The sequence below is a fragment of the Streptomyces sp. NPDC107550 genome (genome assembly GCF_055639095.1).
Map to the genome: position 1 here is coordinate 29748 of NZ_JBVKBC010000028.1, position 12199 is coordinate 41946.

Below are 12199 nucleotides of genomic sequence, written 5' to 3' on the forward strand. Positions count from 1 at the left end.
CGGTCGCCCATGGCCCAGGTGAAGCCGTCGCAGCGGCTTCTGGTCCGTCGTGGCGTTCGTGGATCACCTCGGGCATCAAGGAGCCTCGAGGCCGGCACGGATCATGACGGTGAGGAGCGGGGACGCGGGAGACGGTTGGCTCTGTCCGATGTCCTCGTACCCCCAGGAGCGGTAGAGGGCGTGCACCTTCCCGTCGCCGGCCGCCTTGTTGACCATGAGCGTCACGTACGGCTCGCCGGAGCTGAGGAGCAGTGCGTCGTGGATGCGCCGGGCTGTGCCGGTCTTCCGCCAGCCGGGGCGTACACCGATCTCCTTGATGGCCAGTGCCGGACTCGCGGTGTACTTGTCGGGCGGCTCCGGGGTGGTGCGCTGCCAGTAGCGGTCTCCGTGCTCGATGCGGTTGCCGTACGCATATCCGACGGGGTGGCCGTCCGCGTACGCCAGGACGGCGAGGAAGCCGGGTTCCGCCCCGTGGCGGTCCAGGCGCTCGCCGAAGACGGTGACGGCGTAGTTCGGCAGGTGGAGCAGGGGCGCGCGCACCTCCGCGTAGATGTCGATCAGGTCGCCGCGCGCGGAGTCGAGCGTGGTGAACTTCCGGAGTTCGATGACGGGTGCCGTGGTCATGCGCTGGCCCTCCAGGCGGCGGTGTGCTCAGTCCAAGTCTTCACGGTCGAGACGCCCGGGGCGGTAGCACGCAGAGCTGCCCCGAACTCGTTCAGCATCCTCGATACCCGGGCGTGTTGGGTAGCCGCGGCGACAGGGACCTTCATCGCTGCGGCCACGGCGGCTTCGACCTCGCCTTGGGCGAGCTGAGCGTGCGCGAGCCTGGTCTGCGTGATGGCCCGGGACCGGGCCATATGGGGGCGCAGCCCGGACAGACAGCGATGGGCGTGGGCCTCGGCCGTCTGGTAGTCACCCAGCGCCAAGTACGAGGAGAGGCCCAGGGAGTCCAGCTCGGCCTGGTCGTAGAAGGCGACCAGCCACACCGGCCGGTGTGCCTGCGGGTCGGCGCGATCCATGGCCTCTTGGGCCTGGCCCATGGCCCGCTTCGCGCCGCCTCGTTCTTGGGCTGTTCCGTGGATGGCGGCCTGTCGGGCCAGGCCGAGAGAGGCGAACATGGGGTCGCGGCGGGTGATGTGCAGACCGCGCGCTACATCGTTCGCAGCGAAGGCGTCGGACGGTCGGCCCATGTGCCGGTACATGCTGCCGGCGTGGCTCCAGATGCGGAACTTGATCGCCTGGTCACCCGACATCTCGGCGAGGGCCTGGGCCTCACGCATGTGCTGCTGAGCTTCATCGTATCGGCGGCCGTCGATCGCCGCCCACATCGCCGAGGAGCGGAAGGCGGCAGCAGCGGCGTAGAGGTTGCTCCGCACGCGCTGCGTGGCGCTGCCCGCGTTCTGCAAGTTCAGTGCCGCGTCAGCGAGGGCCGCGGCCCGCTGCTCGATCCCGAGCTGTCCGCCGTGGCGGTGATCACTGGCGACGATCTCGGCGAACCGGTCCTGGAGGCGTTGGATGTCGCTCATACCGATGCGGCGAGGCGCGAGGCCGGGGGCAGCCGCCGCGACGGCGGCGGTAGCGGCCAAGCCGCCCACGAGGGTTCGGCGCTTCATGTCGGGGTCCTCCCGCTTCGGGCTGGGCTGGGATTTGGCCCTGCCCCGTGGCACGAACCCTAGATCGGTGCTCGACAAACCCGTAACGGCTTCAAGGCCCCTTCGGGTAGCTGCATTTGGCCACCGGATCCGGCCGGACTTCCACGCTCGGACCGACGACCCGTCGTGTCCGCCTGGTCGTCCGGTCACCCTCTCCATGGCCGAGTTCACTGCCTCGGCCAGCGTGGCTGAGCTGTGTCCGTGTGCCTGCATCCACGCCGTGAGCCGGGTATTTCGCGTGGCGTCCATTCACGCACCGTAGCGCCGCCGGCTCGCTCAGTCAGGTAAACGGATAGTCAAGTCCTCCTAGGTGACGGGGCCGGATACATCGCTCATCGTCCTAAGCAGATGTCTTGCCGCAGGAGTTGTCTGGTCAGGGGCCGCCGCTTCGGAAGGTGGGTCGGTGGCGGCCCTTGGATTCTGCGTCGGCCCTGCCTATCGAGACAGACCCGGTTGGGAGCAATAAACGATGCCGAGCACACCGACGAGAGATGCCGGAGAGTCTGGTCTCGGCCTCGTCCCTTCCGCCGTAACGACGTCCGCCGAACGGCAGTTGGCGTCCGGGCACTGGCTGCTCGCGGCGGCGCCCTCACCGCCGCGGGCGAGGGCCGAGTGGGAAAAGCGCGGGGCGGCGTGGCTGCGGCCGGGCGTCCTGTTCTGCGCTGTGCAGATTTCCGCCCGCATCCTCCATGCGGCCGTGGGCCGGGGCAGCCCCCAGGAGTGCGCCGCTCCGCTTGCCAGGGTGCTGGAGTCCGGGCCGCTGTTCTACAGCCCGGTCGGCTTTCAGCGTGAAGGCTCGTACACCGCGCTGCTCCCGGCGCGCTTAGCCCGGCTGCGCGATCCGATCCCCGGCGCTGCGACGCTCCCTCAGCGCGCCCTCTTCCTCGTACCCGCGCCGGACGTCACCGAGCCGGCCGATGGAGGCGGCCCTTGGTGGGTGTGGCCGCTCGACGGCCCCGGGCTGCTCTGCCCGCCGGATCGCCTCGCCGCGCTCGTCGGCTTCGGCCGGCACATCCTCGCCGCTTCGAAGGGCTCCCAAGATGCTTGAGACCGCCGCCCGTGCACCGGCCGCCCCTGCGGCAACGCTCCCCGCGAGGGCGGTTTGCCGAGGTCCCGCCCGGCACATCAGGATTGGTTCACTCGTCATGGTCGAGACCGGAACGGGCACGAGGCCCGCCTACACCGAGACGCTGCCGAGGATTTCGGAGGCTGTGGGTCACGCCCGCCGCCTGGTGGGCCTGGCGCTGAGCGTCTGGGGCATGGACGACGGCCTCCTGGACAGCGCCCACCTCGTCGTCAGCGAGCTGCTGACGAACTCCGTCCAGCACGCGCGGCGCGAGTGGGTCCGGGTGACCGTGACGCGGTTGGACGAGGAAGTGGTCCGGGTGGCCGTGGTGGACCTGTCCCGGACGCCCCCGGCGCCCCGTGCCGCCGGCCCGGTCGAGGAGTCCGGGCGCGGCCTGGCGCTCGTGGAAGCGTTGAGTGGCGGGCGGTGGGGAGTTGACCCGCTGCCGTGGGGGAAGCGCGTCTGGGCTGATCTGGGTGCCGGCGAGGGGGCAGCCGGTGAGTGAGCAGACCCGCCAGGTGCTCTACATGGTGGTCCTCGCCGTGCTGCTGGGATCCCTCTGCTTCGGCGTCACGCGCGGGTAGCCGCCAGTGGAAAGAGACTGGATCACTGGTTGGTGCTGGCACTGCGAGGCAACCGATCTGCCGGTGCTGTGGGTTGGGCCCGTCGGCAGCGTGGAGCACGGGGAGGCCCCCCTCCACCTCTGCCTGCTGTGCATCCGCCGGCTCGAAGACCTGATCGTCGCCCACCACCGCGCCTGACGTGCCCGGCGCACCCTCTCTCATCCCGTACGCAGCGTCAGCCGACCGCTCTCGGCGCGCGGCACCCCGAACCTTGGCGGCCTCCGTGCCCCCACGACGAACCCCGAACCGTGCGACCCGCATTCAGAGGCAACGCGATCCCACTAGGAGACGGCCGTGACCCTCACTACGAGCGAAACCACGGCGGTGAGTGCGGCGCTGCTGCACACCGCCAGCCAGCAGATCATCACCCGCGCGGCCACAGAGCTGTGGCCGGACAAGGACGTAGTCCTCGGCCCGCAGTGCCCGAGCGTCACGTCGTACGTCTGCCGGGTCAGGGTGGACGGCGACGAGACGATCGCCAAGCTCAGCTGGCTCGGCATGTCCCTGGTGTCGATCCTGCGGGGCGCCGGAGGCACGTGGGAGCAGGTCGAGGAAGCGCAGCGCGCCTACGTCAGCAGCACCGATCAGCTGACCGCTCGGGAAGCGCAGAACTTGAAGGCCCTGCGCAGGCTCGGCCGGCCGCGGGTGTGCCGGACCGCCGGTCTGCGTGGCGGAGTCCTGTTCACGCACGTCGCGGCGGGCACGCCGTTGGCGGACGAACTGGCCGCCCGCCCGGGGGAGACGGGCGCGTTCCTCGAAGCGGTCTTCGAAGCGCTCGGTAACCTCCACGGCCCGGCAGGAGCTGAGTGCCTGCGCCATACGGCGACGATCGGCGAGCGGTCCATCGCCGGCGTCTTCCGCCGGAAATTCAACGGTGCCAGCTCCGCCGCCTATCTGGGGGCGCTCGGCCGGGATAGCAAGCTCCCGGAGTACGAGCGCCGCGAGACCATCGAGCTGGTACAGAACGCGGTGTGGCGGCTGCTGCGGATGTCGAGCGCGATCTCGCCCCGGCGGGACACTGTCGTCTTCGGAGACCTCAAGCCCGAGCACGTCTTCCTCGACGGCCCGCGCCTGCACTTCATCGACCCGGCCGTGCAGTGGGCCGCCGGTCCCCAGCCGGACATTGCGAAGCTCGCCGGCCGGGCGCTCCTCCTCGCGGTCGGGCACCCGCAGATGCAGGGGAGGCGCCAGATCGTGCAGGGTGTGGCGTCCACGCTCACACGGCACATCACATCGCTGGCCGCGCGGGAAGGGGCGGCGCGGCTCCGGGAGGTCCTGGTCCTGTGGCTCATGGACACCGTGAGCATCCTGAGTACCTGCCTCAGCGCACCGCCGGGGCTCCCTCTGGCACCCCATCAACAGGCCCTCGTCGCGCAGGCTCGCGTGGTCGCCGGCATCGTCGACCGGGTGAGTGCCCTCCTCGTGGGGGCGATGGCCGGGTTCCGGCTCCTGGACGCCGTGTTCTCCGAGGTGGAGGACAGCGTGGGGAGTACGTGGTGAGCGGCCCGGTGGTGGGGATCGTCGGGGCGGGCGCCGTCGGGCAGACCGTCGCCACGAGCCTGGTGACCGCGGGCCTACCGGATCGGCTCTTCGTCGTCTCCCGGCAGCCCAGCCAGGCGCAGGGGTTGACCGCCGACCTCCAGGACCTTGCGCACACAGTGAGGTCGCACTCCCGGGTCGTGGCCGGCGAGGTCGCCGACCTCCACGGCTGCGACGCTGTCGTGATCGCCTTGCGGACCGACTTCAAGAACACGGCCGAGCGGGACATCCGGCGCGGCGGGGTAGCGGCGAACGCGCCCGCACTCGGCGAGCTGGCGAGGGAGCTGCACGGGTACGGCGGCACGGTCCTCGTCGTGACGAACCCGGTCGACCTGATGACCCGCCGGTTCGCCGAAGTGTCGGGCTGTGCCCGGGCCTTCGGGATCGGCTCGAACCTCGATTCGGCCCGCTACCGGCTCATGCTCGCCCGGTACGCCCAGGTCTCGCCGGAGCAGGTGCGCGGCCATGTGATCGGTGAGCATGGCGACCGTGCCGTCGTGTGCGCGTCGACGCACGATCGGCTGTCACCCGTTCCCGGTGCCGGTGCGCGCCGTTGTCGACGACCTCCAGCGGCGCCCGGCGCTGATCCGGGGCGGCATAGGCCGTACCCGCTGCGGCCCTGCGGGCGCGGTGCTCTCCACGCTCCGCAAGACCCTCGGCCTGGTCGACGGCATCGAGGAGCTTTCCGTCCCGTACGGCGACGTCCACCTCGGAATTCCGTTGCGGTTCACCGGCGGCCAGGCCGTCCCGTGCCTGCCTCCCCTCACCCGTTCCGAACGCCTGCGTCTGGACTCTGCGGCCAGCAGTCTCCGCGACGCCTACGCCCAACTGCCCGCCCTTCCCGAGAGGATCGCTACGTGATCACAGCAACTCGACTGGAGGCCGCCGCGGCGGCCGTCACCGTGCTCAGCAACCGGACGGAGGTCACGGACTGGGCGCTGCGCTACTTCGGCCCGTGGTGGAACGCCACGACGGTGGACGCCGACTCCGTGTGCACCGGGGACGTGGTGATCGCCGACGTCAAGCCGGAGGTCTACGAGGAGATCACCCTCCTGGTCCGCGACGGCCGGCGTACCGAAGAGGTGGAGTACGCCAAGCACCCGCTGCTGTTGGCGCGGGACGGTGAGGACATCATCGCCACGTCGCCGGAGGAGGGGATCGCGTACCGCAGCACGCCGTCCTCGGGCCGCCTCGTCCTCGTCGGCTCCGACGCGCAGCCCCTCGCCCTGGCCGCCGCGCGCCTTGCGCGGGAGGCGATCCGTGGCCAGCTCCTCCGTGACGGGTGGGCCGTGCTCCATTCCTCCGCCGTCGTAGGGCCGGACGGTGCGACCCTCCTCACGTTCGGCGACAAGGGGGCCGGGAAGACCACCACGGCGCTGCTGCTCGCCTCGTACGGCTGGAAGCTCCTCGCCAACGACCGGGTACTGGTCCGGCCGACCGGCGAGCGAGATGTCGAGGTCGTGCCCTGGCCGTCCGCCGCCGCACTGGGCCTCGGCCTGCTCCACTCGCTCGGCTGGTTCGAGACGGCGCGCGAGCACGTGCGGTCCGGCGGCAGCTTCCACCCGACGCAGCACGAGTCGGTGACCGAGGCGCTGCTGGTCGGGGATTCCACGCCGCTGTGGGAGAACGCGGGGCGGGAGCGGAAGGTGCAGGTGTTCCCGGACCAGTTCCCGGACCTGTTCGGTGTGCCGCTGGCCACCGGCGGCCGGGCGGCGGGCCTTCTCTTCCCCCAGATCGACGCCGACGCCGCGCCGGACGTCACCGACGGCACCCGGACGCTGGGCGAGGCGGACTTCATGTCCGGGAAAACGGAGGACCGCTACCCCGACGTCTTCGGGCAGGCACAAGGCGTGGACGGCGGCGGCCGCGAGAGCGCGCGAGCCGAGGTCGCGGCCCGGCTCGCGGAGCTGCCGCACCGGGCGGTCCGGCTCAGCCACGACGTCCCGGCGAGCGCTGCCGTGCTGACCAAGGTCGCCGACACGCTCTGACGCGGGTCATCGGGCGACAGCGGGCGGGCCGTCGCGTCGGCGTGACGATTCCCGCCCCTGTCGCCTCGGACTCGCCCTAGGGTGAGGGCGTGATCCCTGATTTCGTCTCAGACCTACGGAAAGCGGTCGGCCCTGACACCCTGCTCTGGCTGCCGGGGGTGGTCGCGGTCGTCCGTGACGACGAGCGCCGGGTGCTCCTGCAACGCCGGTCCGTCAAAGGGTTGTGGACGCCGCTGAGCGGGATTGTGGAGCCGGGTGAGTACCCGGCCGTCGCGGCCGCGCGGGAGGTGGCCGAGGAGACGGGGGTCCGGGTGGTCGTCGAGCGGCTGGTGGCGGTGACGCACTCCCCGCCGGTACGGCACAGCAACGGGCACAGGGCGCAGTACTTCGAGGTCGTGTTCGCCTGCCGACCGGCGGAACCCGGCCAGGAGCCCCGGGTCTGCGACGATGAGTCGGCGGAGGTCGGTTGGTTCCCGTTGGATGCTCTGCCGCCGATGAGCGAGCGGATGCGGGATCTCATCGCGCTGGCTGAGGGGAACGAGCGCGAGGCGTGGTTCACGCCCGCATGACCGCCACCCCGAGCCTTGAGCACGCCCCCGTCGTCGCCCTGGATGACGAAGGGCGCGTCGCCGTCGTCAGCTCCCGGAATGCCGGCCACGGGGAGATGTTCCTGCCCGGCGGGCGGCGTGATCCGGGGGAGGACGCCGAACAGTGCGCCCGGCTGGGCCGCTGGCCCTCCTCCTGGCGGCTCGCCTGGTCTGACCTCGGCGGCGAGCCCGGCGCGGGCGTGAGCGATCTCGCTGAGTCGTACGACGGTTTCCCGCTGTGAGCGGAACATCGGGGAGGCTTCCCACGTTCCTCGTAACAGGATGGGAAAGATCCTCCCTGAGCACTAGGCTCGGGTCTTTGCCAAGCCATTACTCTTGATGGCAAGGCCATACACGGTGGCCATGGAGGAGTGAAATGAGGAGCAGCAACCCGGTCTTCTCGCGACGGGGGTTCAGCCGCGACAACGGCTACGCGCAGTTCAACGCGCAGCCGCAGGCCGGGGGCCCCGCTGTCGGCACGGGCGGCAACCCGTACGCGCAGAACCCGTACGCGCAGACCGACGTCCAGTACGGCGCCCCGGCGCCCGCCACCACCGGCCGCATGACGATGGACGACGTCATCATGCGGACCGCCACCACGCTCGGTCTCCTGATCGTCACGGCGGCGCTCTCGTGGGCGCTGCTGCCCGTCGACGACGCCCACATCGGCAAGTCGTACGGCATCGCCATCGGCGCCGGCCTCGTGGCGATGGTGCTGGGCTTCGTGCAGGCGTTCAAGCGCAAGGCGTCGCCGCCGCTGATCCTCGCGTACGCCGCCCTGGAGGGTGTCTTCCTCGGCGTCGTCTCCAGCGTCGTCGACAACCGCATCGCCAGCGGCGCCGCCATGCAGGCCGTCATCGGCACGATGGCGGTCTTCGCGGCCGTCCTCATCGCCTACAGGGCGGGCTGGATCCGCGTCAACCGGCGGTTCTACGGCTTCGTGATGGCCGCCGCGATGGGCTTCGTCCTGCTGATGGCGGTGAACATGCTGTTCGCCCTGTTCGGCGGCGGTGACGGTCTCGGCTTCCGCAGCGGCCCCCTCGGCATCGTCTTCGGCATCGTCGGCATCGTCCTCGGCGCGGCCTTCCTCGCGCTCGACTTCAAGCAGGTCGAGGACGGTGTCGCGTACGGCGCGCCGAAGGAAGAGGCGTGGCTCGCGGCGTTCGGTCTCACGATGACGCTCGTGTGGATCTACATGGAGTTCCTGCGGCTCATCTCGATCCTGCAGGGCAACGACTAGCCGACCGGCGGTTCCGCCCCGGCGGCCGGCAGTCCAGGGCCCGCGCACCTTCTGGGTGCGCGGGCCTTTGTCGTGTACGGGTTCGCGTGTACGGGGATGTGGGCGCGGGCTAGCTGAAGCGGCGGGCGGCGCGCCTCAGGTCGTACTCGTGGACGATCGCCTTGGCGTGGCCGTGCGAGAGATCGTGCTCCCCGCGCAGCCAGCTCACCTTCTCCTCGAAACGGAGGAAGCAGGGGCCCTCTTCGACGGTGCGCAGCCAGTCGGCGACTTCACGACCGGTGCAGTGGGGGATACGAGCCAGCAGGTTGCGGTGGGTCTCCTCGGAGAAGACTTGGGACATCGGCGCCTCCGGAACGCTTCGATGTGGCCGGTCCTTCACGACACCGTGCCTGAGCGGTGGCCCCTTGTAAACAGCTACAGTCGCCGCGTGCTTGATACGACGCCATTGACTTCAGCGGTGGACCGGTTCGCGGACCGGTTGCGGGCCGCGCCGCAGAGCCGGTTGCAGCGGGGGGCTGCCGCGGCGGCCCTCGAACTGGCGCGGGAGCTGTCCGCGTGGGCTCAGCGGGTGGAGGGGGTTCCCGAAGGGGCGGTACGGGTGATGCCGGAGGCGGGGATGTTCGCCGTCGCGGACCAGGTGACGGTCGCTTCGCGGGATCTGGCGGTTGTTCTTACGGAGCGGGCTGAGGTCGAGCGGGCGGTTGGGCTTGTCGAGGCGGCGATTAAGCGGGCCGGGGTCTGAGGTTCCGCTCCGCTGGAGTGCCGGTCGTCTTTTGGCGGGCGGGGCCTCTTATTGCGCAGTTCCCCGCGCCCCTGGGTCGTATTTCGGCCGCGGGCCGGTGGGGCGTCTCGCGCAGTTCCCCGCGCCCCTGAAGCATGCACTTCGTGCAGCTTCCCCTTGAGGGAAGCGGGGCTTCGCCCCAGCTTCCCCAGGGGGGAGGGTGCGACGTAGTCGCCCCTCCAGGGGCGCGGGGAACTGCGCGATCAGCCACGGCGAGAGTCGAGGATGTCCACCGGGTGGGGCCACCCACTCACCTCAGGGGGCGCGGGGAACTGCGCGAAAGGCGAGGGCGGGACAGTTCAGGCCGCCGCAGACGCTATTACTCGGTCCGCCAAAATGTAGACGTTCGTTCCCGCGCACTGGAACGTGAGTGCGTACGCCCCGGAGACTCCGGACCCCCCGAGAAGGACGGGCGCGTCCCCCTCCCGCAGCGCCGCGGCAAGCCGCTCCGCCGTCTCCCGGTGCCCCGGCGTCATGCACAGCGTCGTCCCGTCGGCGAACACGTACACGTCGAGCGTCCCCAGCGGCCCGGGACGGACGTCACACAGTTCGGTGCGGTCCCGCGCCAGCTCCTCCAGGCACTCCACGGTCCGCTCGTGGTCCCCGACGACCGGCGACTGCACCGGCACGAAGTCCGGGTGCGAGGGATGCCGGCGCCGCGCCGCGGCCAGCTCCGGGGACTCGCCCGCGAACTCGTCCTCCGTCTCCAGCGCCGGCGCCGGCTCGATGACGGGCTCAAGCCCCGCGAAGTCCGCCTGCCGGGGCAGGAAGAACTCCTCCCCGAGCCCGAGCCCGGCGGAGCCCCCGGCGAGGAACGGCGGGAGTTCCGACCCGTCCCGCGCCTCCTGCGCCGCCCAGAACGCCCGCGCCTCCGCCAGCTCCCGCTCCCGCTCCTCGGCGAGCGCGTCGGCGACGGCGGTGCGTATCGCGTCGGTGTCGGTCGTGGCGCGCGCCGCGGGGACACCGGAGTGTGTGGCGACGGCGCGGCTGCGGGCCAGCTCCGCACGCAGGTCCGTGATCTGCCGACGCAGGCCCCGGACGTTGTGCAGGGTGGCGGCGCCGACGGCCGTGGCAGCGGCCGTGGCGAGCAGCAAAGCAAAGGGGATGGCGCTCACTGACGTACTCCCGGTTTCAAGTCGACCCCCGACTTCCTACATCAGCTTGAAGCCTGGACGAACCACCTGTCAGTGCATTACGTCACGAAATGGACAGGTCTTTTGGTCAGGTGTTTAGCCCCGATATGGGCTGGGTACCGCCTGACCTGCGAAAATGGCTCTCCCCCGAGATGCACGTCACATCTTGGGGGAGATTGGATCACGTCTCCGCAGCCGGTTTCCGGCCGACTTCGGTTCCGGGCGTCAGCTCAGGCGCTCGATGACCATCGCCATGCCCTGGCCGCCGCCCACGCACATGGTCTCCAGGCCGAACTGCTTGTCGTGGAACTGGAGGCTGTTGATCAGCGTGCCCGTGATCCGGGCGCCGGTCATGCCGAAGGGGTGGCCGACGGCGATGGCGCCGCCGTTGACGTTCAGCTTGTCCTCGTCGATGCCGAGGTCGCGGGCGGAGGGGATGACCTGCGCGGCGAACGCCTCGTTGATCTCGAACAGGTCGATGTCCGACACCGAGAGACCGGCCAGCTTCAGCGCCCGCTTCGACGCCTCGACCGGGCCGAGGCCCATGATCTCGGGGGACAGCCCGGACACGCCCGTGGACACGACGCGGGCCAGCGGGGTCAGGCCCAGCTCGCGCGCCTTCGTGTCGGACATGATCACGAGGGCGGCGGCGCCGTCGTTGAGCGGGCAGCAGTTGCCGGCGGTGACCAGGCCGTCGGGGCGGAAGACGGGCTTGAGGCCCGCGACACCCTCCAGCGTGACGCCGGCGCGGGGGCCGTCGTCCTTGGCGACGACCGTGCCGTCGGGGGTGGTGACCGGGGTGATCTCGCGCTCCCAGAAGCCGTTCTTGATGGCTTCCTCGGCGCGGTTCTGCGAGCGGACGCCGAAGCGGTCCATGTCCTCGCGGGTGACGCCCTTCAGGCGGGCCAGGTTCTCGGCGGTCTGGCCCATGGCGATGTACGCGTCCGGGACGAGGCCGTCCTCGCGCGGGTCGTGCCACGTGGTGTTCTCCTGCGTGGCGACCTCGGCGGTACGGGCCTCCGCCTCCGCGAAGAACGGGTTGTGCGTGTCCGGCAGGGAGTCCGAGTTGCCCTTCGTGAAACGGGAGACCATCTCGACGCCGGCCGAGATGAACACGTCGCCCTCGCCGGCCTTGATCGCGTGCAGCGCCATGCGGGTCGTCTGGAGCGACGAGGAGCAGTAACGGGTGATGGTGCAGCCCGGGAGGTGGTCCATGCCCATCTGTACGGCGACGATGCGGCCCAGGTTGTTTCCCTGCTCGCCGCCGGGGAGGCCGCAGCCGAGCATCAGGTCGTCGATGTCGCGGGGGTCCAGCTCGGGGACCTTGGCGAGGGCGGCCTGGATGATCGTGGCGGTCAGGTCGTCGGGGCGCAGGTCCTTGAGTGAGCCCTTGAAGGCGCGGCCGATGGGGGAGCGGGCGGCTGAGACGATCACTGCTTCGGGCATCACGGCTCCAGGGGGTGCGTTGCGCGTTGTGGGCGGACCGTCTGGGAAGTTACCTGTACGTAGCGCTGGGGTCATCGGGGTTGGTGTGTGATGCCTGACGCATTCTTCTAAGCGTTTGCTTTGGTGGGCCGGTTTTTGGGTGAA

The 12199-nt window shown here is 70.6% G+C and carries 14 protein-coding genes and 1 pseudogene; 10 read left to right on the plus strand and 5 right to left on the minus strand.

Annotated elements, in window-relative coordinates:
• Positions 1-75: 75 nt before the first annotated feature.
• Positions 76-624: a GNAT family N-acetyltransferase gene (locus ACZ7LY_RS27605; RefSeq protein ID WP_471627432.1), complete on the minus strand. Its 549-nt coding sequence runs from the start codon at positions 622-624 to the stop codon at positions 76-78.
• Positions 621-1613 carry a hypothetical protein gene (locus ACZ7LY_RS27610; RefSeq protein ID WP_471627433.1) on the minus strand — a complete coding sequence of 331 codons (993 nt, stop codon included), beginning with the start codon at positions 1611-1613 and terminating at the stop codon, positions 621-623. The genes ACZ7LY_RS27605 and ACZ7LY_RS27610 overlap by 4 nt, the downstream gene beginning before the upstream one ends.
• Positions 1614-2121: 508 nt before the next feature.
• On the opposite strand from ACZ7LY_RS27610, the gene ACZ7LY_RS27615 reads away from it, so the two are divergent.
• The 9 genes and pseudogenes from ACZ7LY_RS27615 (at position 2122) to ACZ7LY_RS27655 (ending at position 8695) form a co-directional block, all read left to right on the plus strand.
• Positions 2122-2700, plus strand: coding sequence for a hypothetical protein (locus tag ACZ7LY_RS27615; protein ID WP_471627434.1), 579 nt, complete (start codon positions 2122-2124; stop codon positions 2698-2700).
• 97 nt (positions 2701-2797) lie between these two features.
• On the plus strand, positions 2798-3223 hold the full coding sequence (locus tag ACZ7LY_RS27620; protein ID WP_471627435.1) for an ATP-binding protein: 426 nt from the start codon (positions 2798-2800) through the stop codon (positions 3221-3223).
• A gap of 412 nt (positions 3224-3635) precedes the next feature.
• Complete coding sequence (locus tag ACZ7LY_RS27625; protein WP_471627436.1) at positions 3636-4841, plus strand: phosphotransferase; 1206 nt, start codon at positions 3636-3638, stop codon at positions 4839-4841.
• Between the two features lie 62 nt (positions 4842-4903).
• Positions 4904-5326, plus strand: a pseudogene (locus tag ACZ7LY_RS27630) (lactate/malate family dehydrogenase); the annotation flags it as partial.
• Positions 5327-5360: 34 nt separating this feature from the next.
• Complete coding sequence (locus ACZ7LY_RS27635) at positions 5361-5741, plus strand: hypothetical protein (RefSeq protein WP_471627485.1); 381 nt, start codon at positions 5361-5363, stop codon at positions 5739-5741.
• Entirely contained in the window at positions 5738-6868 is a 1131-nt protein-coding gene (locus ACZ7LY_RS27640) for a phosphoenolpyruvate carboxykinase (ATP) (RefSeq protein WP_471627479.1), read from the plus strand. The genes ACZ7LY_RS27635 and ACZ7LY_RS27640 overlap by 4 nt, the downstream gene beginning before the upstream one ends.
• A gap of 89 nt (positions 6869-6957) precedes the next feature.
• Positions 6958-7437 carry an NUDIX domain-containing protein gene (locus ACZ7LY_RS27645; protein WP_471627437.1) on the plus strand — a complete coding sequence of 160 codons (480 nt, stop codon included), beginning with the start codon at positions 6958-6960 and terminating at the stop codon, positions 7435-7437.
• Complete coding sequence (locus tag ACZ7LY_RS27650) at positions 7434-7697, plus strand: NUDIX hydrolase (RefSeq protein WP_471627438.1); 264 nt, start codon at positions 7434-7436, stop codon at positions 7695-7697. Before ACZ7LY_RS27645 ends, ACZ7LY_RS27650 begins: the two co-directional genes overlap by 4 nt.
• A gap of 134 nt (positions 7698-7831) precedes the next feature.
• Positions 7832-8695 (plus strand): Bax inhibitor-1/YccA family protein, encoded by an 864-nt coding sequence (locus tag ACZ7LY_RS27655; RefSeq protein WP_471627439.1) that lies wholly within the window; start codon positions 7832-7834, stop codon positions 8693-8695.
• 109 nt (positions 8696-8804) lie between these two features.
• On the opposite strand, the gene ACZ7LY_RS27660 is transcribed toward ACZ7LY_RS27655, so the two are convergent.
• Positions 8805-9035 carry a DUF4287 domain-containing protein gene (locus tag ACZ7LY_RS27660; RefSeq protein ID WP_471627440.1) on the minus strand — a complete coding sequence of 77 codons (231 nt, stop codon included), beginning with the start codon at positions 9033-9035 and terminating at the stop codon, positions 8805-8807.
• An 87-nt stretch (positions 9036-9122) separates the two neighbouring features.
• On the opposite strand from ACZ7LY_RS27660, the gene ACZ7LY_RS27665 reads away from it, so the two are divergent.
• Positions 9123-9437, plus strand: coding sequence for a hypothetical protein (locus tag ACZ7LY_RS27665; RefSeq protein ID WP_471627441.1), 315 nt, complete (start codon positions 9123-9125; stop codon positions 9435-9437).
• A 338-nt stretch (positions 9438-9775) separates the two neighbouring features.
• Here the strand turns inward: ACZ7LY_RS27665 and ACZ7LY_RS27670 are convergent, their stop codons facing one another.
• Both ACZ7LY_RS27670 and ACZ7LY_RS27675 read right to left on the minus strand, forming a co-directional pair.
• Positions 9776-10591, minus strand: coding sequence for a hypothetical protein (locus ACZ7LY_RS27670; protein WP_471627442.1), 816 nt, complete (start codon positions 10589-10591; stop codon positions 9776-9778).
• A 243-nt stretch (positions 10592-10834) separates the two neighbouring features.
• Positions 10835-12055: an acetyl-CoA C-acetyltransferase gene (locus tag ACZ7LY_RS27675; RefSeq protein ID WP_471627443.1), complete on the minus strand. Its 1221-nt coding sequence runs from the start codon at positions 12053-12055 to the stop codon at positions 10835-10837.
• Positions 12056-12199: the final 144 nt, after the last annotated feature.